Origin of the sequence: Flavobacterium sp. 120 (assembly GCF_003633605.1) — a bacterium.
Lineage (GTDB): Bacteria > Bacteroidota > Bacteroidia > Flavobacteriales > Flavobacteriaceae > Flavobacterium > Flavobacterium algoritolerans.
In genome coordinates this window covers 2,831,706-2,853,765 of the sequence record NZ_RBKZ01000001.1, presented here as the reverse complement: position 1 = coordinate 2,853,765, position 22,060 = coordinate 2,831,706, and the positions used below count along the sequence as shown (strand labels likewise).

18 protein-coding genes and 1 tRNA gene are annotated in these 22,060 nt (G+C 34.8%); 16 read left to right on the top strand and 3 right to left on the bottom strand.

From position 1 onward, the window contains the following. Positions 1-79 precede the first annotated feature (79 nt). From mraZ to C8C87_RS12105, 16 genes are all read left to right on the top strand, one after another. Positions 80-553, top strand: coding sequence for a division/cell wall cluster transcriptional repressor MraZ (gene mraZ, locus C8C87_RS12180; RefSeq protein WP_121342778.1), 474 nt, complete (start codon positions 80-82; stop codon positions 551-553). Further along, positions 528-1,436 carry a 16S rRNA (cytosine(1402)-N(4))-methyltransferase RsmH gene (rsmH, locus tag C8C87_RS12175; protein WP_199716383.1) on the top strand — a complete coding sequence of 303 codons (909 nt, stop codon included), beginning with the start codon at positions 528-530 and terminating at the stop codon, positions 1,434-1,436. The genes mraZ and rsmH overlap by 26 nt, the downstream gene beginning before the upstream one ends. A gap of 12 nt (positions 1,437-1,448) precedes the next feature. After that, a complete protein-coding gene (locus C8C87_RS12170; RefSeq protein WP_099714439.1) occupies positions 1,449-1,796 on the top strand; it encodes an FtsL-like putative cell division protein in 348 nt (115 codons plus the stop codon). After that, positions 1,787-3,793 carry a penicillin-binding protein gene (locus tag C8C87_RS12165; RefSeq protein WP_121342777.1) on the top strand — a complete coding sequence of 669 codons (2,007 nt, stop codon included), beginning with the start codon at positions 1,787-1,789 and terminating at the stop codon, positions 3,791-3,793. Before C8C87_RS12170 ends, C8C87_RS12165 begins: the two co-directional genes overlap by 10 nt. Then, complete coding sequence (locus C8C87_RS12160; RefSeq protein WP_099714441.1) at positions 3,790-5,253, top strand: UDP-N-acetylmuramoyl-L-alanyl-D-glutamate--2,6-diaminopimelate ligase; 1,464 nt, start codon at positions 3,790-3,792, stop codon at positions 5,251-5,253. Before C8C87_RS12165 ends, C8C87_RS12160 begins: the two co-directional genes overlap by 4 nt. 93 nt (positions 5,254-5,346) lie before the next feature. After that, positions 5,347-6,576, top strand: coding sequence for a phospho-N-acetylmuramoyl-pentapeptide-transferase (mraY, locus tag C8C87_RS12155; RefSeq protein ID WP_099714442.1), 1,230 nt, complete (start codon positions 5,347-5,349; stop codon positions 6,574-6,576). Between the two features lies 1 nt (position 6,577). Next, positions 6,578-7,909, top strand: coding sequence for a UDP-N-acetylmuramoyl-L-alanine--D-glutamate ligase (gene murD / locus C8C87_RS12150; protein ID WP_121342776.1), 1,332 nt, complete (start codon positions 6,578-6,580; stop codon positions 7,907-7,909). Positions 7,910-7,981: 72 nt separating this feature from the next. Next, complete coding sequence (locus C8C87_RS12145; protein WP_121342775.1) at positions 7,982-9,268, top strand: FtsW/RodA/SpoVE family cell cycle protein; 1,287 nt, start codon at positions 7,982-7,984, stop codon at positions 9,266-9,268. A 30-nt stretch (positions 9,269-9,298) separates the two neighbouring features. After that, positions 9,299-10,387 (top strand): undecaprenyldiphospho-muramoylpentapeptide beta-N-acetylglucosaminyltransferase, encoded by a 1,089-nt coding sequence (gene murG / locus C8C87_RS12140; protein WP_121342774.1) that lies wholly within the window; start codon positions 9,299-9,301, stop codon positions 10,385-10,387. A gap of 37 nt (positions 10,388-10,424) precedes the next feature. Next, entirely contained in the window at positions 10,425-11,774 is a 1,350-nt protein-coding gene (gene murC / locus C8C87_RS12135; RefSeq protein ID WP_121342773.1) for a UDP-N-acetylmuramate--L-alanine ligase, read from the top strand. Continuing rightward, positions 11,761-12,483, top strand: a complete 723-nt coding sequence (locus C8C87_RS12130) for a cell division protein FtsQ/DivIB (protein WP_121342772.1) — start codon at positions 11,761-11,763, stop codon at positions 12,481-12,483. The genes murC and C8C87_RS12130 overlap by 14 nt, the downstream gene beginning before the upstream one ends. A 7-nt stretch (positions 12,484-12,490) precedes the next feature. Continuing rightward, a complete protein-coding gene (gene ftsA, locus C8C87_RS12125; protein WP_121342771.1) occupies positions 12,491-13,876 on the top strand; it encodes a cell division protein FtsA in 1,386 nt (461 codons plus the stop codon). 54 nt (positions 13,877-13,930) lie between these two features. Beyond that, entirely contained in the window at positions 13,931-15,865 is a 1,935-nt protein-coding gene (gene ftsZ, locus C8C87_RS12120) for a cell division protein FtsZ (protein WP_121342770.1), read from the top strand. Between the two features lie 352 nt (positions 15,866-16,217). Further along, the gene (locus C8C87_RS12115) at positions 16,218-16,667 is read left to right on the top strand and encodes a GatB/YqeY domain-containing protein (protein ID WP_121342769.1); all 450 of its coding nucleotides are present in this window, start codon (positions 16,218-16,220) and stop codon (positions 16,665-16,667) included. Positions 16,668-16,738: 71 nt separating this feature from the next. Further along, positions 16,739-16,812, top strand: a tRNA-Arg gene (locus tag C8C87_RS12110). Positions 16,813-16,897: 85 nt separating this feature from the next. Continuing rightward, positions 16,898-17,707, top strand: a complete 810-nt coding sequence (locus C8C87_RS12105) for a zinc-dependent peptidase (protein WP_121342768.1) — start codon at positions 16,898-16,900, stop codon at positions 17,705-17,707. A gap of 33 nt (positions 17,708-17,740) precedes the next feature. Here C8C87_RS12105 and rpe read toward each other — a convergent pair whose 3' ends face one another. From rpe to C8C87_RS12090, 3 genes are all read right to left on the bottom strand, one after another. Beyond that, positions 17,741-18,403: a ribulose-phosphate 3-epimerase gene (gene rpe / locus C8C87_RS12100; RefSeq protein ID WP_121342767.1), complete on the bottom strand. Its 663-nt coding sequence runs from the start codon at positions 18,401-18,403 to the stop codon at positions 17,741-17,743. 427 nt (positions 18,404-18,830) lie between these two features. Further along, complete coding sequence (locus C8C87_RS12095) at positions 18,831-19,694, bottom strand: RNA polymerase sigma factor RpoD/SigA (RefSeq protein WP_007137700.1); 864 nt, start codon at positions 19,692-19,694, stop codon at positions 18,831-18,833. 165 nt (positions 19,695-19,859) lie between these two features. Next, complete coding sequence (locus C8C87_RS12090) at positions 19,860-21,995, bottom strand: polyribonucleotide nucleotidyltransferase (protein WP_121342766.1); 2,136 nt, start codon at positions 21,993-21,995, stop codon at positions 19,860-19,862. Positions 21,996-22,060 lie beyond the last annotated feature (65 nt).

Here is a 22,060-nt window from a genome sequence, read left to right as displayed (position 1 = left end):
TATTAACAAAGTGGGATATAGTGGTAAATTGTGGTAATATTTTTTATATTTTTGCTCAACATCATTTAAAACTTTTTGATTGGATACAATTATTGGAACATATGAATGTAAAGTCGATGCTAAAGGAAGGTTGCTGTTGCCAGCGCCTTTGAAAAAGCAATTGGCTGCTTCACTTCAAAACGGCTTTGTTTTGAAGCGTTCCGTGTTTCAACCCTGTTTGGAGTTGTATCCTATGAGCGAATGGGATTTGATGATGCAAAAAATCAATAAACTGAATCGGTTCGTGAAGAAAAACAATGACTTTATCCGCAGGTTTACTGCTGGAGTTAAAGTAGTTGAGATAGATACTTTAGGCAGGTTATTAGTACCAAAGGATTTGGTGATGTTTGCGAGTATTACTAAAGAGGTTGTGTTCTCATCAGCAGTGAATATTGTTGAGATTTGGGATAAAGATTTATACGAAAAATCAATAAATGGTGAGGATGTTGATTTTGCAGATTTGGCAGAAGAAGTAATGGGAAATATAAATGACGACGACAATGGAATATCATAATCCGGTTTTGCTTCATGCATCAGTAGATGGTTTAAATATTAAGCCAGACGGCATTTATGTTGATGTCACTTTTGGTGGTGGAGGACATTCGAAAGAAATATTGAAAAGACTCGGGCCAAACGGAAAGCTGTTTGCTTTCGATCAGGATGAAGATGCTTTGGCGAATGCTTTGCCTGATGAAAGATTTACGCTGATTAATGAGAATTTCCGTTTTATAAAACGGTTTTTGCGTTTTTATGGGGTGAAAAGTGTTGATGGAATCTTGGCAGATTTAGGAGTTTCCTCCCATCAGTTTGACGTTCCTGAAAGAGGTTTTTCTACTCGTTTTGATGCGGGGTTGGATATGAGAATGAGTCAAAAAAATGATTTGAATGCCTATCGGGTTGTCAATGAATATGATGATGCGAATTTGAGAAGGGTGTTTTTGGATTATGGAGAATTGAAAAATGCACCTGCTTTGTCCAGAACAATTATAGAAGCCAGAGAGGAACAGCCAATCAAGACGACTGATGAATTAAAAGAGGTCTTGGCGAGATATTTACCGGAAAGAGTTAGGAATAAAATATTGGCTCAAATTTATCAGGCGATTCGAATTGAAGTGAATCAAGAAATGGATGTTTTGAAAGAGTTTTTGGAACAATCTTTAGAAGTATTGAATCCAGGCGGAAGATTGAGCGTGATTTCATATCATTCATTAGAAGATCGATTGGTGAAAAGATTTATGAAAAACGGAATGTTTGAAGGAGAACCTGAACGTGACTTTTTTGGTAATTTTTCAGTGCCATTTAAAACGGTTGGAAAATTAATTGTTCCGGATAATGCTGAAATAAAAGAGAACAATAGAGCAAGAAGTGCCAAATTAAGAATTGCTGAGAAGATATAATTAGTCATAAAAATGAAAAACGGAGTTTACAGCCTATTGAAAGCGCGGTTTCTTATAAATGATGATGCGGTAAAAAACTGGCGGTTTATTGTTTTTGTAATTCTATTGGCGATTGTTATGATTGCTAATACACAGCGATTTGAGCAGAAAGTATTTAGGATTGCAGAGTTGACAAATCAGGTTAAAGAGTTGCGTTCAGAATTTGTGGACAGACGCTCAGAATTAATGAAATTAAAAATGGAATCGACTGTTTCTGAAAAAATGATAGCAAAAGAAATTTTTCCGTCAACAGTTCCTCCAATAAAAATAAAGGTTAAAAAAGAAGAAGAAAAAAGCTTTTTCAAAAAAATATGGCAGTAGAAGATAAATACATATCGTACAGAATTTATCTGGTTGCATTCGCTATCTTATTGATGGCTATTGCTATTGCTGTAAAATTGACAAATATTCAATGGGTTGAAGGCGATTATTATAGAAAATTAGCCAAGGAAAGAACCGTTAAGAATTTTGTGATTCCAGCAAATAAAGGAAATATATATTCTGCAGACGGAAGCCTTTTAGCTACTTCTATTCCGAATTATGAAATACGTTTTGATGCCGTAGCTCCAAAAGCTGAAGCATTTGAAAGAAATGTTAAGTCATTGTCAGATTCATTGGCATCGGTTTTAGGAAAACCGTCTAGTTTTTTTGAAAATGAATTAAGAAAAGCCAGGGCTAATAAAAACAGATATTATTTAGTTGCCCGTAAATTAAGTTATACACAGTATTCTAAAATAAAAAGCTTTCCGTTGTTCAATTTGGGTGCTTACAAGGGCGGAATTATAATTGAACAAGAAACCGTAAGAGAACACCCAATTGGTAAAATCGCTGAAAGAACTATTGGTTACGATAGAATTGACGAAAGTGGTCAATTAAAAAGAGTAGGAATAGAAGGTGCTTTTGGAAAATATCTAAATGGAAAAGACGGTAAAATTTTAAAACAAAAAATTGCAAAAGGGCAATGGAAACCCATTCGTGATGTAAACGAAGTTGATCCGCAAGATGGATACGATGTAATTTCTACTATTGATGTTTACATTCAAGATATTGCGCATCATGCCTTGTTGAAACAATTGGAAGAATATGGCGCTGAACATGGTTGTGTGGTGGTTATGGAAACCAAAACCGGTCAGGTTAAAGCGATTTCTAATTTGGGAAGAGACGAGAAATCAGGTAATTATTATGAAACTATAAATTATGCTGTTGCAGAATCTCATGAACCAGGTTCTACCTTCAAATTGGTAGATATGATTGCGCTTTTGGATGATAATAAAGTCGATACATCTAAGGTTTACGATAGTCGTGGTGGTGTTATAACTTACAGAGGTGATAAAGTTCGTGATTCACATGAAGGCGGATATGGAAAAATATCGCTTGGAAAAGGTTTTGAAGTTTCTTCCAATACTATTTTAGTTCAGGCTGTTGTAGAAAATTATAAAAATAATCCACAGCAATTTATCGATAGAATAAATAAAATGGGTTTAAACAAACCTCTTGGATTACCATTTCAAGGTGAAGGAAAACCTATTGTTCACCAAACATCAGATAAAAATTGGAATCCTAATATTTTACCATGGATGGCTTTTGGATATAGTGTTGCAATGACACCTTTGCAAACTTTGACTTTGTATAATGCTGTTGCAAATAACGGAGAAATGGTAAAACCACAATTCGTTTCAGAAATTAAAGAATGGAATAAAACCATCAAGAAATACGATAAACAAATTATCAATCCGAAGATTTGTTCAGATGCAACTATCAAAAAATTAAAAGCGCTTTTATCAAATGTGGTAAAAAGAGGAACAGGAGCAAAGCTATATTCTAAAGATTTTTCTATGGCAGGAAAAACAGGAACAGCGCAAGCCAATTATGGAAAAAATGGCGGAAATGACAAACATTATATTTCATCTTTCGTAGGGTTTTTTCCTGCTGAGCATCCTAAATATTCTTGCATTGTTGTAGTTCATGCACCAAATACATCAATGAATAATTATTATGGAGCTGATGTTGCCGGACCAGTTTTCAAGAGAATTGCTCAAAAGATTTTCACCGATGCGCCTTCAACAAATGAGATTAAAAATCTAAATAGGAAAATACAAAAGCAGGAGAATAATTATGATTCTTACTTTGTAAAATCAGAAAAGAAATTGCAATTAATTCCAAATGTGAAAGGAATGTCTGGAATGGATGCGGTTGCTTTATTAGAGAATTTAGGAGTAAAAGTAAAGGCTGTTGGAGTTGGTAAAGTGAAAAAACAATCACTTGCTGCGGGTCAGAATATTGTAAAAAATACAACTATACTATTGGAATTATCATGAGTATATTAAAAGATATATTGTATAAAGTAGCTATCGAAGCTGTAAAAGGTTCGACGGATATTACTATTAATAAAATGGATTTCGATTCTAGAAAAATCGGGTCTAATGATATTTTTGTGGCTATTCGTGGCTCCATTTCTGATGGTCACGATTTTATAGAAAAAGCAATTGAGCAGGGTGCTGTAGCGGTTATATGCGATACATTTCCGGAGAATATTGCTAAAGGAATTACTTATGTTCAGGTAAAAGATACGAATTCGGCCTTGGCATTTATGGCTGCAAATTATTTTGGAGATCCGTCTCAAAACTTGAAATTGGTTGGAATCACGGGAACAAACGGTAAAACGACCATTGCTTCTTTGTTGTACCAATTGTTTAAAAAGGCAGGTTTTAAAGTTGGATTACTTTCGACAGTAAAAATTTTGGTTGATGATGTTGAATATAAAGCGACTCACACGACTCCAGATTCGATTACGATAAATCATTACCTAAAGGAGATGGTTGAAAACGGTGTCGAATATTGTTTTATGGAAGTGAGTTCTCATGGAATTCATCAGAAAAGAACTGAAGCGTTGCATTTTGTTGGCGGTATTTTTACCAATTTGTCTCACGATCATTTGGATTACCATCCAACGTTTGCAGAATACAGAGATGTGAAAAAATCGTTTTTTGATAATTTGCCTAAAACAGCTTTTGCATTGTCCAATATTGATGATAAAAATGGACAGGTGATGTTGCAGAATACTGTGGCAAAAAAACTGACCTATGCCTTAAAATCGTATGCGGATTATAAAGCGCAAATTCTGGAAAATCAATTATCAGGTTTGTTGTTGAAAATAAACGGAAATGAAGTTTGGGTGAAGCTGATAGGAACATTTAATGCCTATAATTTATTGGCTATTTATGGGACTGCGATAGAGCTAGGAATGGAGAGTTTAGAAGTACTTCGATTATTATCTGATTTAGAAAGTGTTTCGGGACGTTTTCAATTTATTGTTTCTGCTTCAAATATTACAGCGATTGTAGATTATGCGCATACACCGGATGCATTAGAAAATGTGCTAAAAACGATTAATGACATTCGTACAAAAAACGAACAACTAATTACGGTTGTAGGTTGTGGAGGAAATAGAGATAAAACCAAGCGACCAATTATGGCTGGCATTGCGTCGGATTTAAGTGATAAAGCAATTTTTACTTCGGATAATCCAAGAAATGAAGACCCGGAAGCAATTATTGCAGAAATGGAATTAGGCGTTGCTCCTCAGAATTATAAAAAAATGTTGACCATAACCGATAGGAAACAAGCTATAAAAACGGCTTGCCAATTGGCTCAGCCCAATGATATTATTTTAATTGCCGGGAAAGGACATGAAACGTATCAGGAAATAAATGGTATCCGTCATGATTTTGACGATATGAAAATAGTTAAAGAAATATTAGATCAACTAGGAAAATAAAAGTTTAATCGTTGATTTGGTTAACTGTTTAATCTAATAGTAATCAAATCAGCAAATAAACAAATCAACGATTAACCAAATAAACAAAGATATATGCTATACTATTTATTTGAATATTTAGACAAAATATTAGATGTTCCTGGAACAGGTGTTTTTCAGTACATCACTTTTAGATCAGCGTTAGCATTGATGCTTTCTTTGCTATTGTCTACAATTTATGGTAAAAGAATCATCCGTTTTCTGCAAAGGCAGCAAGTGGGAGAAACCGTTCGTGAACTTGGTCTGGCTGGTCAAAATGAAAAAGCGGGAACACCAACAATGGGTGGGTTAATTATCATATTTGCCACTCTGGTTCCAGTTGTGCTTTTTGCAAAACTGCATAACATCTACATTGTTTTGTTGATTGTAACCACACTTTGGATGGGAACAATTGGTTTTATAGATGATTATATCAAAATTTTCAAGAAAGATAAAGAAGGTTTAAAAGGAATATTCAAAGTTGTAGGACAAGTAGGTCTTGGTTTAATAGTAGGTACGGTTCTTTATTTTAGTCCTGGTGTTACGGTTCGTACAGATACTTCTACATCGGATATTTTTAAAGTGCCAGCACAAACGGTGATTTTGCCTGCGCCAGTAGAAGAAAAATCTACGGCTACTACAATCCCGTTCTTTAAAAATAATGAATTTGATTATGCTGAATTATTAGCATGGACTGGCGAAGGATACGAAAAATGGGCTTGGTTAATTTTTATTCCAGTTGTTATTTTCATTATAACGGCAGTTTCTAATGGTGCTAATTTAACGGATGGAATTGATGGACTTGCCGCAGGAACTTCTGCTGTTTCAGTTCTGGCGTTAGGAATATTTACGTTCGTTTCAGGAAATATAATTTTCTCCAATTACTTGAATATAATGTATATTCCTAATTCAGGGGAAATGACGGTTTTTATAGCCGCATTTGTGGGATCATTGATTGGATTTCTTTGGTACAACTCGTATCCTGCATCGGTATTTATGGGCGATACAGGAAGTTTGACTATTGGTGGAATTATTGCAGTTCTGGCAATTGCCGTTCGAAAAGAAATGTTGATTCCTTTATTGTGCGGAATTTTCCTTGTCGAAAATCTATCGGTGGTTTTACAAGTAAGTTATTTTAAGTATACCAAGAAACGCTTTGGCGAAGGCCGAAGAATATTTCTAATGTCTCCTTTGCATCATCATTATCAGAAGAAAGGGTATCATGAAAGTAAAATAGTAACGCGTTTTTGGATTGTTGCCATAATGCTCGCCATACTGTCAATTGTTACTTTAAAATTAAGATAACATGAGGTTAGTAATCTTAGGTGGAGGAGAAAGTGGTGTAGGTACTGCTATTCTGGGCAAGAAAAAAGGATATGAAGTTTTTGTATCTGATTTCGGAAAGATAAAAGGAAATTACAAAGAGGTTCTTATCATTAATGGAATAGCTTGGGAAGAGGAAAAGCATACCGAAGATTTGATTTTGAATGCTGATGTGGTCATGAAAAGTCCAGGAATTCCGGATAAGTCTCCAATAGTAAAGAAGCTTATTGAAAAAGGAATTCCAGTATTGTCTGAAATTGAATTCGCTGCACCTTTTACAGATGCAACCATAATAGGGATTACCGGTAGTAATGGAAAGACAACTACCACAATGCTTACACATCATTTGCTGAAATCTGCAGGGTTAAATGTAGGATTGGGAGGGAATATTGGAAAGAGTTTTGCCTGGCAAGTAGCAGATAATAAATATGATTCTTATGTGTTGGAGTTGAGCAGTTTTCAATTGGACGGAATCTTGAATTTTAAGCCACATATTGCCATTATTACGAATATTAGTCCAGATCATTTAGATCGATACGATTACAAATATGAGAATTACATTGATGCAAAGTTTAGAATTACGATGAATCAAACCGAGGAAGATTACCTCATTTATGATGCCGATGATGAAGCCATTACAGAATGGTTTAAGACACATACAACAAAAGCCAAATTAATTCCTTTTTCATTGACAAAAACTTTCAGCGAAGGAGCTTATATAAAAAACAACAAAATGGAAATTTCAATCAATCACGAAGAGTTTACAATGGACACAGAACATATTGCCTTAGAAGGAAAACATAACATGAAAAACGCAATGGCAGCAACCTCTGTGGCAAAATTGATGCAGATTAGAAAATCTACAATACGTGAAAGTTTATCTAATTTTCAGGGAGTGGAACACCGTCTTGAAAAAGTATTGAAAATTCAGAATGTACAATATATCAATGATTCAAAAGCAACCAATGTAAACGCCACTTTTTTTGCATTAGACAGCATGAATACACCTACAGTTTGGATTGTGGGAGGTGTTGATAAAGGAAATGATTACAATGAATTGATGTCATTAGTTCGTGAAAAAGTAAAAGCGATTATCTGTCTTGGTGTGGATAATAAAAAAATCATTGATGTTTTTGGTAACGTAGTCGATATAATGATTGAAGTCTCTACTATGAATGATGCCGTGAAAATGGCCCAAAGATTGTCAGAAAAAGGCGATACAGTTTTATTGTCCCCTGCATGTGCCAGTTTCGATTTATTCGAAAACTACGAAGACAGAGGAAAACAATTCAAACAAGCAGTTAAGAATTTATAGGAATGTTTAAGGTTTAAAGTTTAAGGTTGAGAAACTTTAAACGTTAAACACAAAACTTTAAACTAATAAGAAATGAAACAACTAGTGAACAATTTAAAAGGAGATAAAGGTATTTGGTCATTCGTGGCCTTATTGGCCTTGTTTTCATTTATGCCTGTTTTTAGTGCTAGTAGTAATTTGGCTTATATCGGACAAGGAAACGGAAATACATTAGGTTATTTGGTTAAACATATTGTGCATATCTGTATTGGTTTTACCATTATTTTTATGGTACATAAAGTACCTTACCACTATTTTAAGGCTGTTTCCAAAGGAGCGTTGTATATTGTTTGGGTATTATTGGCCTACACATTAATAAAGGGAACAGTAATTGCTGGTGCCAATGCCAGTCGATGGATTCAGGTTCCGTTCATAGGGGTTACGTTTCAAACTTCAACATTGGCAGCAATGGTGTTGTTTATTTTTGTAGCGCGTTATTTGTCTAAAACCCGAGAAGTTCCTATTTCTTTTAAATCATCAATTTGGGAGCTTTGGTTGCCGGTATTCATTACGTTGGCATTCATTCTTCCGGCCAATTTTTCTACTACGGCATTAATTTTCTCCATGGTGTTGATGTTGGTTTTCATTGGAAAATATCCGTTGCGTTATATTGGAATTGTTGTAGGGTCAGGAATAGTATTTCTTGCATTTTTTATTCTTGTGGCTAAAGCTTTTCCGGATGCTTTTCCTAATCGTGTCGATACTTGGATTAGTCGTATTGATAATTTTACCAGTGATAAACCTGATGAAGATGATTATCAAATAGAGAAAGCTAAAATTGCTATAGCTTCCGGAAAAATATATGGATTAGGTCCAGGAAAAAGTGTTCAAAAGAACTTTTTGCCTCAATCTTCCTCCGATTTTATTTTTGCCATAATCGTCGAAGAATATGGGCTTTTAGGTGGTTTAGGAGTATTGATGTTGTATTTATTATTGTTGTTTCGATTTGTAATAGCATCGCATAAAGCCAATTCACTGTTTGGAAAATTAGTAGTTGTGGGATTGGGTTTCCCCATGATATTTCAGGCGATGGTAAATATGGCTGTAGCGGTTGAATTATTGCCGGTTACGGGACAAACATTGCCCCTAATCAGTAGTGGAGGAAGTTCAATCTGGATGACTTGTTTTGCACTTGGAATCATCATTAGTGTTACGAAAAAAGAAGAAGAAATTGCGCAGGAATTGAAAGATGCTGCCAAGAGAGAAGAAGCGCTTCAAAAATTAATTGACCGGGAATTAGAAGAAGAAGAGATAGTAGCGGAGAATTATTCGATAGAAGATAAAGCTAATAATCCGATGCACGCGGTTTTAAATAAATAAGTGGTTTTATAAAATTAGAAATTAATAAAAATGAAACAGTATAAATTCATATTAAGTGGTGGCGGAACGGGTGGACATATCTATCCTGCAATTGCTATTGCAAATGAATTAAAAGCTCGTTTTCCTGATGCAGATTTTCTTTTTGTAGGTGCCAAAGACAAAATGGAAATGCAAAAAGTACCTCAGGCAGGTTACAATATAAAAGGACTTTGGATATCAGGTTTACAACGTAGATTGACATTTGACAATGCTCTTTTTCCAATTAAGTTGCTTTCAAGTTTATTAAAATCCCGAACAATAATCAAACAGTTCAAGCCAGATGTGGTTATTGGAACAGGTGGTTTTGCAAGTGGTCCGTTATTACAAGCAGCCACGATTGCAGGAATTCCAACAGTGATTCAAGAACAAAATTCCTTTCCGGGAATTACCAATAAACTGTTGAGTAAAAAGGCAAACAAAATTTGTGTTGCTTATGAAAATCTGGAACGATTTTTTCCAAAAGAGAAAATGATTTTGACTGGAAATCCAGTGCGTCAGGATTTAATTGATATCGAAAGTAAAAGAGAAGAAGCAATTCAATATTTTAATTTAGATTCAAATAAAAAAACATTGTTGGTTCTTGGAGGAAGCCTTGGCGCCAGAAGAGTAAACCAATTAATCGAAAAAGAGTTGCCAAATATGCTTTCTCAAAATGTTCAGGTGATTTGGCAATGCGGAAAGTTGTATTTGGAAGATTATAAAAAATACAATTCAGCTAATGTTCAGGTGGTCGCTTTTATTGAAAGAATGGATTTAGTTTATGCAGCGGCAGATATTGTTATTTCTCGTGCAGGTGCATCATCCGTTTCGGAGTTGTGTATTGTGGGTAAACCGGTAATTTTTATTCCGTCCCCAAATGTTGCCGAAGACCATCAAACTAAAAATGCACAAGCCATAGTCGATAAAAAAGGAGCTTTGATTCTGAAAGAATCAGAACTTGAATCACAGTTCAGTCTTGTTTTTGAAGTCTTGCTGAAAGATCAGGGAAAGCAAAATCAGCTGAGTGAAAATATAAAATTATTGGCTATGCCAGAAGCAACAAAACAAATTGTTGACGAAATTGTAAAGCTAATTAGATAGAAATAAAAAAGATAATACACCAAAGACTCAAAATAAAATGAACTTAAATCAAATACATAACGTCTATTTTATCGGAATCGGAGGCATTGGGATGAGTAATTTGGCTCGTTATTTCAAGAATCTGGGCAAGAATGTCTCAGGTTATGATAAAACACCATCGGCCCTTACTAATGAATTAATAGAAAGTGGAATTTCAATTCATTTTGAAGACAGCATTGATGCGATTCCAAAAGATTTTTACATAGAAAATACTTTGGTGATTATTACTCCTGCAGTTCCTAAGACGCATTCAGAGTGGAATTATTTCTTGGAAAGAGATTTTCAAGTTAAGAAAAGAGCAGAGGTTTTAGGAATAATTACAAAAGATACTTTTTGTTTTGCAGTTGCCGGAACACACGGAAAAACAACAACATCAGGAATTTTAGGGCATATTTTAAACGAAAGTGGTGCTGATGTTACTGCCTTTATAGGTGGAATAGTTGAGAATTATAATTCGAATTTAATAGGAAGCGGAAAAACAGTAACTGTTGTTGAAGCCGATGAATTTGATCGTTCATTCCTGCATTTACATCCCAATATTGCCTGTATAACTTCTATGGATGCGGATCATTTGGATATTTACGGTACCAGTGAAGCAATTGAGGAATCTTTTCTTGAATTTGCTTCCAAAATAGAAGATAAAAGCAATCTTTTTATAACAAAAGAATTAGCAATAGAAGGTGTAACCTGTGCTGTAAACGAAGATGCTGTTTTTAAAGCTTTTAATGTTAGAATAGGAAATGGCAGCTATGTTTTTGATGTACAAACGCCTACAGAAGTAATTAAAGATTTACATTTTGGTTTACCGGGAAGACATAATTTAATGAATGCATTAATGGCTATCGCAATGGCAAAATTATTCGGCACCCCAACCGATGCCATTGCAAAAGCCATTATGTCATTTAAGGGAATAAAAAGAAGATTTTCGTATCAGGTTAAAACAGAAGCGAAGGTTTATATTGATGATTATGCACATCATCCAACAGAGATAAATGCAGTGCATCAGGCGGTTCGAGAATTGTATCCAAACCAAAAAGTTTTGGCAGTTTTTCAACCCCATTTGTTTAGTAGAACGAGAGATTTTGCTGATGATTTTGCTAAAAGTTTATCTGCTTTTGATGACATAATTTTATTGGATATTTATCCGGCCCGTGAATTGCCAATGGAAGGAATAAACTCACAATGGCTGATGGATAAAATGATTAATAGTCATAAAAAAATAGTAGTTAAAGACGATTTGATTGCAACAATTTTAGCAAGTGATGCTCCCATAATTGTAACGATCGGAGCTGGAGATATTGGAGAATTAGTACCATCAATTAAAAAAGCGATAAATGAGACTCTTTAATTGGACAAATATTCGATTATTACTGATGTTTGTGTTGGTAATTTTTCTGTTTTCGTTTACGTCAAATCGTAATGCTAATAGAAAATTGACGAAATCTGCCGTTATTTTTATAGGAGATAACGCTCCTTTTGTAAAGCAAGAAACGGTTAATAAATTGTTAATAGAAAATAAAAAAGATGCATCAAGCATTCAAAAAGTTAATTTAGATTTGAATAAACTGGAAACAACTCTCAACGCACAAGAAATGATTGAAAGATCAGATGTATTTGTGAGTATTGATGGGGTGTTAAAAGCAGTGGTGAAACAAAAAACTCCTATTGCTAGAGTTTTTGATAATAGCGGTTCTTTTTATATTGATTACGAAGGTAATAGAATGCCATTGTCAACTAATTTTACAGCTAGAGTTCCACTTGTTTCAGGGGGAATAAATAAAAAAAATAACGAAGATTTATCCGATTTATTTCGCTTAATCTATGACGATGCGTTTTTGAAAAAAAACATCATCGGAATTCAAATTATGCCTAATGGAAGCTTAAAAATGCTCAATAGAAATTTTGATTATCAAATTGATTTTGGTAGAATGATAAATGTCGAGCGTAAATTCAAGAATTATAAAGCTTTTTTTCAAAAAGCGGTTTTAGATAGTTCGTTGTATAAATATAAAAAAATTGACCTCCGATTTACGGAACAAGTAGTTTGCACTAAATAAATAGATAATGGAAAAAGAGAATATTGCAGTAGGTCTAGATATTGGGACAACTAAAATAGTTGCCATGATAGGCAAGAAGAATGAGTATGGGAAATTAGAAATTTTAGGTGTAGGAAAATCTAAAAGTTTAGGTGTGGCCAGAGGTGTGGTAAATAACATCACTCAAACCATACAATCAATACAGCAAGCGATTCAAGAAGCCGAAAATAATTCAGGCTATAAAATAAAAGATGTAGTGGTAGGAATCGCGGGACAACACATCCGCAGTATTCAGCATACTGATTACATCAGCAGAAGCAATCCTGAAGAAGTAATTGGCGGGAATGACATTCAGCTTTTGATTGACCAAGTAAATAAATTGGCAATGTTACCTGGCGAAGAAATTATACATGTTTTGCCACAGGAATTTAAAATTGACGGACAATCTGAAATCAAAGAGCCTATCGGGATGTATGGTGGAAGATTAGAGTCTAGTTTTCATGTTGTAGTAGGACAAGCTTCATCGATTCGTAATGTAGGCAGATGTATTCAAAGTTCTGGAATTGAATTGTCAGGATTGACCTTGGAACCATTGGCTTCAGCTGATGCCGTTTTGAGTCAGGAAGAAAAAGAAGCTGGAGTTGCATTGATTGATATTGGTGGTGGAACAACAGACTTGGCTATTTTCAAAGATGGTATTATTCGTCACACAGCGGTAATTCCTTTTGGAGGAAATGTGATTACTGATGATATCAAAGAAGGATGTTCGATCATTGAAAAGCAGGCTGAATTATTGAAAGTGAAATTTGGATCAGCTTGGCCAGGAGAAAATAAAGACAACGAGATTGTTTCTATTCCAGGATTAAGAGGTAGAGAACCAAAAGAGATTTCGTTGAAAAATCTATCTAAAATAATCCATGCTCGTGTTGTGGAAATTGTAGATCAGGTATTCACTGAAGTGAAAGCTTACGGACACGAAGATCCTCGAAAAAAATTAATTGCAGGAATTGTGCTTACTGGTGGTGGTGCGCAATTGAAACACATCAAACAGTTAGTGGAATACATTACTGGAATGGATACTAGAATTGGATATCCAAACGAACATTTGGCTGGAAATTCAGATGAGGAGATTTCAAGTCCTTTGTATGCAACAGCAGTCGGATTAGTAATGAAAAGCATTGAGAATAAAACACAAAGTGCAATAAGAATGGACGCCATTGAACAACCTAAAGCTCCGGTATACCGACAAGCAGTTATTCAAAATCCGGTAGTGAATGAAGTTCTTGAGAAAGAGGAAGAAGAAGAGGATCAAAACTCAAATGAGAAACATAATTCTACCGTAAACAGGATTCAAAGAAATTTCTTTGACCGTTATGTTGATAAGATTAAGGATTTCTTAGATAATGCAGAATAGGGCAGTGCCCAGAAAAACACAATAATTAATAATAAATATCAAAAACCAAATAAAATGATGAGCAACTCAGAATTTGGAAGTATTTCATTTGATTTACCAAAGAACCAATCAAATGTAATAAAAGTTATTGGTGTAGGTGGAGGCGGAAGTAACGCCATAAACCACATGTTTAAACAAGGAATTAAAGGCGTAGATTTCATCGTATGTAATACGGACTCTCAAGCCTTACAAAGTAGTTCTGTGCCTAACAAAATTCAGTTAGGAGTACATTTAACGGAAGGACTTGGAGCTGGAGCAAACCCAGATGTAGGACAGCAATCTGCTATTGAAAGTATTTCCGAGATTGAAAAAATGTTGGATAGAAATACTAAAATGGTATTCATCACTGCCGGAATGGGTGGTGGTACAGGAACTGGAGCTGCACCGGTTATTGCACAATTGGCTAAAGAAAGAGATATTCTTACTGTAGGAATTGTGACATTACCGTTCTTATTTGAAGGAAAAGTGCGTCAGGAACAAGCCTTAATTGGTATAGAAAAATTACGCAAGCAAGTCGACTCTTTAATTGTTATCAATAATAACAAATTAAGAGAAGTATATGGGAATCTTGGTTTCAAAGCTGGATTTTCAAAAGCGGATGAAGTTTTGGCAACAGCCTCAAGAGGTATTGCTGAAGTAATTACGCATCACTATACTCAAAATATCGATTTAAGAGATGCTAAAACAGTATTGTATAATAGCGGAACTGCTATTATGGGATCTTCTGTTTCTTCTGGTGAGAATAGAGCTAAGGAAGCTATTATTGCTGCTTTAGATTCTCCGTTGTTAAATGATAATAAAATTACAGGTGCCAAAAACGTATTGTTGCTTATCGTTTCTGGAACTAATGAAATTACAATTGACGAAATTGGAGAAATCAATGATCATATTCAAGCTGAAGCGGGTCACAATGCAAATATTATCATGGGGGTTGGTGAAGACGAATCACTAGGTGATGCTATTGCTGTTACCATTATTGCTACAGGTTTTGATATTGAACAACAAAACGAAATTGTAAATACGGAGCCAAAAAAAATTATACACACATTAGAGGATGAACAAAGAAGTGTTCATAATCTAAGTAATAAAACGGTTGCAGCTTTTGATTTAAATACAGAATCTCCAGCTTCTAACTCAAACGAAAGAATAGTTTTTGATTTGTTGGAAGATACTGTTGTTGCTCCTGAGCCAGTTGTAGCGGCGCCAGCTATCAATAAAGAAGAATTGATGGTAATGTCTGAATTTATTAAAAATTTAGACGTGACTTTCGAAATTGTTTCTCCTATTACTGATATTGATTTTACAATTTCATCTCCAGTAGCAGAAGTAAAAGCAGTACAGCCAAAAGTTATCGAAAGACAAGAACAAACTACTTTCTCATTTGATTTACCACTTTTCAAAGCAGAACCGGTAGCGCAAGTTGAAGAAAGCAAAGTAATGTTTGAATTGACAAATGAAACTCGTGATATCAAAGTAAACGAAGCGGTTCAATTTGTTCCCGTAACAGAATTGACTGATAATGGAATTATCAAATATTCTCTTGAAGAGTATATGGAGCCAGAGCACGATTTCATGGTAAAACCAGTTGCTAAAACTCCGGAAGTTGTTGTTCCTGCGGAATTAAACATCACAATGAAACAAGTAGATACATCAGTAAATACACCTGTTGACTTTGATGCTGTTTCTCCAATGGAAATGACAATCGAGGAGTCATTGAGAATGAGAGCCGATGAAAGAAGAAAAAAATTAAAAGAATTCAATTATAAGTTTCATAACAATGTTTCTAAAATTGATGAATATGAAAAAGAACCGGCTTACAAAAGATTGGGAATAGATATTTCAAACAATCAAGCCAATAATACAAATTCGAGAATTTCTGTGGGAACAGACAGCAACAACGATCTACAGTTGCGTTCTAACAACTCGTATTTACATGACAACGTAGATTAACTAACTCAAACCAAAATGAGGTAGCCCGAAAATTCATTTAATTTTCGGGTTATTTTTTTGTCGTTTCGAGCAACAAAGCAATCTATTGCTAATTACAGTAAATTTCTTTAATTTTGTCGGGCCTTAATCCTGCTGTCGTTTCAAGCTTTTTGTCAAAAATGTTTTTTTCTACACTCTTAAAAGAGCTTCTAAAGTCGCTTTTTAAGTCCATGAAAAAATACATTTTCTCCTAAAAGGCTTTCCACTACTCCCGAAGCGTCGGGACTGGGGCAAAAAAAGAATGGTTTCCATAATTAGCATTTTAACAATCGATTAAACAAATAATCGATTAACTAAATTAACAATAAAGAATATGAGTTTATCAGTACAAATCATGGACGAAATGAAAACCGCCATGAGAGCCAAAGATACAGTTGCATTAGAAGCTTTAAGAGCAATTAAATCTGAAATCCTGTTAGCGCAAACAGCGACGGGATCTAAGGAAGAAATATCGGAAGATGATGAAGTTAAATTGCTTCAAAGATTAGTAAAAACACGTAAGGAAAGTGCTAGAATTTTTACGGAGCAAAACCGTTTGGATTTAGCTGAACCTGAATTGGCTCAAATTGCAGTAATCGAAAAATTCTTGCCGGCACAATTAAGCGAAGCTGAAGTAGAAGCTGTAATAGCTAAAATTATTGCAGAAACTGGTGCGTCAGGAATTGCTTCAATGGGAAAAGTGATGGGATTGGCAGCAGCTCAATTAGGTGGAACAGCCGAAGGAAAGACAATTTCTACAATAGTTAAAAAACTATTGACATAAATTTTATGTTTGTTAATTAACGATTTTACATCATAAATCTAAAATCGTTAATCACCAATCTAAAATCAAATGGCTGCGTAGTTCAACTGGATAGAATATCAGATTTCGACTCTGAGGGTTGCAGGTTCGAACCCTGTCGCGGCCACAAATACAAATAGAAATGCTTCAAAAAAATCAAGTTTCCTTGAAATTATTTTGAAGCATTTTTTATTTTAAAGCGGTTATAAAATATGTCATTACAAATTTTCATTTCGGTACTTTTTGGAACATTATTTCTCCTGCTTTTAATTTTTAGAGTAGTGGAACCAGCTTATATTTTACTGTTTAATAAGCCACTTTACATTCATTGGTATCCTTTCTCCAAAAAATTAAAACCAAGCCAACGACAGATTTTAGTAAATGATTTTCCATTCTATAATAGGCTTTCTTCTAAAAGGAAAACGTATTTTGAGCATCGAATAAAAGAGTTTGTTGCTAAATATGAATTTATAGGAAAGGAAATTGCTATTACGGAACAAATGCAAATGCTGATTGCGGGAACGTATGTGATGTTAACTTTTGGAATGAGGAACTATCTTGTTAGTTTATTCAATAAAATTATAATCTATCCTTCCAGTTATTTTTCTACCGTGAACGAAACGTATCATAAAGGAGAATTTAATCCTAGAATGAAAGCGGTCGTTTTTTCGTGGGAAGATTTTTTATTGGGCCATTTAACCTCAAATGATAATATTAATCTGGGTTTGCACGAGTTCTCTCATGTGTTGCATTTTCATTGCCTAAGAAGTAATGATCCAAGTGCGATTATCTTTTTTGATGAATTCAATGAAGTCGTAAAATATTACAGTGATCCAGTTTTAAATAACGAGTTAACTCGAACAGATTATTTTAGGCTGTATGCTTATGAAAATCAATTCGAATTTTTATCGGTTATCTTAGAACATTTTTATGAAACTCCCCATATTTTCAAAAAGGAACATCCGGAATTATATGCTCATATTTCAAGAATGATTAATTTTAAAGAAGAATATTTAAAATAAAAAAATGGCGCTTAAAGCGCCATTTTTTATTTTCTAGAAGTTTGTTAGCTTCTTTAAATCGTGTATCGTTTGCGTTGGATTTTCTGCTTTGAAAACAAAACTTCCGGCTACCAAAACATCAGCTCCGGCTTCTACTAATTGTTTTGCATTTTTATTGGTTACACCACCGTCAACTTCAATTATTGTAGTTGCTCCTTTTTTGGTGATTAAAGCTTTTAACTTTTCAATTTTAGCATACGTGTTTTCTATAAAAGATTGTCCTCCAAAACCTGGATTCACACTCATGATACAAACTAAATCAATATCATTGATTACGTCTTCCAGTAAGTCAATATTTGTGTGTGGATTGATGGCAACTCCAGCTTTCATCCCTTCAGCTTTGATGGCTTGCAGTGTTCTGTGAAGGTGCGTGCAAGCTTCATAGTGTACACTTAGAACATTTGCTCCTAACTCAGCAAAAGTTTTAATGTAACGGTCAGGATGAATAATCATCAAGTGAACGTCAATTGTTTTTTTTGCATGTCGGTTAATGGCTTCCAGAACTGGCATTCCATAAGAAATGTTTGGAACAAATACGCCATCCATAATATCAATATGAAACCAATCAGCTTCACTGTTATTAATCATTTCGATGTCGCGTTGCAGGTTTCCAAAATCGGCAGCAAGCACTGATGGTGCAATAAGTGTATTCTTCATTGTGTAGTTGTATTGTTTGTACAAAAGTAGTTTTTTTAGAGCAATTGGAGAAATTTTTTTAATGAAGGGAGAACTCGCGAGTTGTTCGTAAAACGCGTAAGGGATTACTTCATTAGGGGTTTATTTTTATTGGTGTTCAGTGAATTTCATTTGAGGCAATATCCTCGAAGTGTAACGGAGAGATAAAGCCGAAAGCCTGACCTGAAGTTTTACGGAGGGTTACGCCCAAAAAATAATGATGTAATTGGTTTGCTTTGTACCTCGCAATTGTAAAAAATAAAACTCCGGTAATCAGCCGGAGTTTCAATCATCAATCAAAAAACGAACAGTTAATCAGACCGTCGTTACTTATTAGTCTAAAGCCGAAAGTCAAAAATCATACTGTTGTTAAACTTTATGATTTTTGACTTTATGACTTTTGACTGTTTTATCCTAAATAGGTTTTTAGTATTTTACTTCTTGAAGTGTGTTTTAATCTGCGGATTGCTTTTTCCTTGATTTGACGTACACGCTCACGAGTTAGGTCGAAAGTTTCTCCTATTTCCTCTAATGTCATTGGGTGTTGGTCACCAAGACCAAAGTATAAACGAACTACATCAGCCTCTCTTGGAGTCAATGTTTCTAATGAACGCTCTATTTCGGTACGCAATGATTCGTGGATTAATTCTCTGTCTGGATTTGGAGATTCACCTGAACGTAAAACGTCATATAGGTTAGAGTCTTCTCCTTCTACAAGAGGTGCATCCATTGATAAGTGACGGCCAGAGTTTTTCATGCTCTCTTTTACGTCATTTACGGTCATGTCAAGCTCTTTTGCAATTTCCTCAGCAGATGGTGGACGCTCGTTAGATTGCTCTAATAAAGCGTACATTTTGTTGATTTTATTGATAGAACCAATTTTGTTCAAAGGCAAACGAACGATACGAGATTGTTCAGCCAATGCTTGTAAAATAGATTGACGAATCCACCAAACGGCATACGAGATGAATTTGAAACCACGAGTTTCATCAAAACGTTGTGCTGCTTTTATCAATCCTAAATTTCCTTCGTTAATCAAATCGGGAAGAGTTAACCCTTGATTTTGATATTGTTTTGCTACCGAAACCACGAAACGTAAATTGGCTTTTGTCAATTTCTCTAATGCTTTCTGGTCACCGGCTTTAATCTTTTGTGCTAATTCTACCTCTTCGTCAGCGGTAATAAGGTCAACTTTTCCAATTTCTTGTAAATACTTGTCTAATGAAGCAGTTTCACGATTGGTTACCTGCTTGGTGATTTTTAGTTGTCTCATGTTTTTTTGTCTCCTCAATTTTTAAGTGTACAAATGATTATACGTATGGAGTTTCAAAAAAGTTACAATAGTTTCAAAAATAATTTAATTTAAAAACAAAAATCCCGTTTCAAATTCATGAAACGGGATTTTTTATAAATAAACCTTTAGTAAACTAAGAATTGATTACTCTTTTTTCTCCTCACGTGGAGGTCTTGGCATTAAGGCTTTTCTAGATACTTTCTCTTTACGAGTTTTAGGATCTAAACCTAAATATTTAATCATGAATACATCACCCATGTTTACTACATCGGTAACATTCTCTGTTCTTTCCCAAGCCAATTCAGAAACGTGAAGTAATACTTCGTTTCCTGGAGCGTCAAGGTACTCTACAACTGCACCAAAATCTAGCATTTTGATAACTTTTACTTCGTAAGCTTCTCCCATTTGTGGTTTGAAAGTGATTGACTTAATTTTAGCCAATACTGCTTCAATTCCTGCAGGGTCAGTTCCTAAGATTTCTATAACTCCTTGCTCATCTACTTCGTTGATTACGATAGTTGTTCCAGTCGCTTTTTGTAATTCTTGAATTACTTTTCCACCAGGTCCAATCAAAGCACCAATAAAGTTACCAGGAATTGTTCTTGTAATGATTTTTGGAGCATATGCTTTAACATCCGCTTTTGGCTCAGCTAAAGTTTCGATTAATTTTCCAAGGATATGTAAACGACCGTCACGAGCTTGAGCTAAAGCAGCTTCCATAATCTCGTATTTCAAACCGTCGATTTTGATGTCCATTTGACAAGCTGTAATTCCTACAGAAGTTCCAGTTACTTTAAAGTCCATATCTCCTAAGTGATCTTCATCACCAAGAATATCAGACAATACAGCAAAACGTTCTCCATCAGTAATTAATCCCATTGCAATTCCAGAAACTGGACGAATCATTTGAATACCAGCATCCATTAATGATAATGTTCCAGCGCAAACTGTTGCCATAGAAGATGAACCGTTAGATTCTAAAACTTCAGATACTACACGAATTGTGTAAGGACAATCAGCTGGAATCATGTTTTTTAATGCTCTTTGAGCCAAGTTTCCGTGACCTACTTCTCTTCTTGAAGTTCCTCTTAAAGGACGAGCTTCACCAGTTGAGAAAGGAGGGAAGTTATAATGTAAGTAGAATTTTTCTTCCCCTTGTTCAGACGGAGAGTCAATTTGGTTTGCTTCTCTAGATGTTCCTAAAGTTGCTGTTGCCAAAGCTTGTGTTTCTCCACGTGTAAACAATGCAGATCCGTGTACAGATGGTAAATAATCTACTTCACACCAGATTGGTCTGATTTCTGTAGTTTTTCTTCCATCTAAACGTGTTCCTAAATCTAAGGTTACATTACGAACCGCTTCTTTGTTAGTTTTGTAAAAATATTTAGAAACTAAATCGCCATTTTCTGCCAATTCTTCTTCTGTAAATAATGTTTTTACTTCTTCTTTTACTTCTGCAAATGCAGCTGTACGTTCTTGTTTAGAAGAACCTTTACTTGCAATAGCGTAAATTTTATCATAAGATGCTGCTTTTACTTTAGCGTAAATAGCCTCATCTTCTTTCTCACCTTCGTAAGTACGAACTTCTTTTTTTCCAAAAGCAGCTTGCAAACGTAGTTGAGCAGCAATTTGATTTTTAATGTGTTCGTGTGCAAATTTAATTGCTTCTAGCATTTCTGCTTCCGAAATTTCTTTCATCTCACCTTCTACCATTGCGATAGAATCCATTGAAGCTCCAATCATCATATCAATATCAGATAATGCTAATTGTGCACGACTTGGATTGATGATGAATTTACCATCAATTCTTCCAACTCTAGCTTCAGAAATTAAAGTTTCGAAAGGAATGTCAGATAAAGCTAATGCTGCTGAAGCGGCTAAACCTGCTAATGCATCAGGCATTACATCTTCATCATAAGACATTAATTGAATCATCACTTGAACTTCTGCGTGATAATCATCTGGGAAAAGCGGACGCAATACACGGTCTACTAAACGCATTGTTAGCACTTCGTTATCACTTGGACGAGCTTCTCTTTTGAAGAAACCACCAGGGAAACGTCCTGCTGCAGCAAATTTCTCACGATAATCTACCGTAAGTGGTAAAAAGTCGATACCAGGACTTGCTTTTCTTGAAGATACTACTGTTCCTAAAATAACAGTTTTACCTATTCTTACTACTACAGATCCATCCGCTTGTTTGGCTAAACGACCTGTCTCGATTGTGATGTTTCTGCCATCACCTAAATCGATACTTTCTACAAATAATTGTGGAATCATAAATTTAATTTATTAGTTAAACATGGGTTCTAGTTGTGTTGTAGTTGTTGTTTTGCGTAGTTAAT

Bases quoted from the DNA above. Each gene is read 5' to 3' on its own strand.
- rsmH (WP_199716383.1), top strand. From the start codon at position 528: ATGACGACGACAATGGAATATCATAATCCGGTTTTGCTTCATGCATCA.
- C8C87_RS12095 (WP_007137700.1), bottom strand. From the start codon at position 19,694: ATGAGACAACTAAAAATCACCAAGCAGGTAACCAATCGTGAAACTGCT.
- rpe (WP_121342767.1), bottom strand. From the start codon at position 18,403: ATGAAGAATACACTTATTGCACCATCAGTGCTTGCTGCCGATTTTGGA.
- C8C87_RS12105 (WP_121342768.1), top strand. From the start codon at position 16,898: ATGTCATTACAAATTTTCATTTCGGTACTTTTTGGAACATTATTTCTC.
- C8C87_RS12115 (WP_121342769.1), top strand. From the start codon at position 16,218: ATGAGTTTATCAGTACAAATCATGGACGAAATGAAAACCGCCATGAGA.
- C8C87_RS12145 (WP_121342775.1), top strand. From the start codon at position 7,982: ATGAAACAACTAGTGAACAATTTAAAAGGAGATAAAGGTATTTGGTCA.
- C8C87_RS12165 (WP_121342777.1), top strand. From the start codon at position 1,787: ATGGCAGTAGAAGATAAATACATATCGTACAGAATTTATCTGGTTGCA.
- C8C87_RS12160 (WP_099714441.1), top strand. From the start codon at position 3,790: ATGAGTATATTAAAAGATATATTGTATAAAGTAGCTATCGAAGCTGTA.
- murG (WP_121342774.1), top strand. From the start codon at position 9,299: ATGAAACAGTATAAATTCATATTAAGTGGTGGCGGAACGGGTGGACAT.
- mraY (WP_099714442.1), top strand. From the start codon at position 5,347: ATGCTATACTATTTATTTGAATATTTAGACAAAATATTAGATGTTCCT.
- C8C87_RS12130 (WP_121342772.1), top strand. From the start codon at position 11,761: ATGAGACTCTTTAATTGGACAAATATTCGATTATTACTGATGTTTGTG.
- murD (WP_121342776.1), top strand. From the start codon at position 6,578: ATGAGGTTAGTAATCTTAGGTGGAGGAGAAAGTGGTGTAGGTACTGCT.
- C8C87_RS12170 (WP_099714439.1), top strand. From the start codon at position 1,449: ATGAAAAACGGAGTTTACAGCCTATTGAAAGCGCGGTTTCTTATAAAT.
- murC (WP_121342773.1), top strand. From the start codon at position 10,425: ATGAACTTAAATCAAATACATAACGTCTATTTTATCGGAATCGGAGGC.
- ftsZ (WP_121342770.1), top strand. From the start codon at position 13,931: ATGATGAGCAACTCAGAATTTGGAAGTATTTCATTTGATTTACCAAAG.
- C8C87_RS12090 (WP_121342766.1), bottom strand. From the start codon at position 21,995: ATGATTCCACAATTATTTGTAGAAAGTATCGATTTAGGTGATGGCAGA.
- ftsA (WP_121342771.1), top strand. From the start codon at position 12,491: ATGGAAAAAGAGAATATTGCAGTAGGTCTAGATATTGGGACAACTAAA.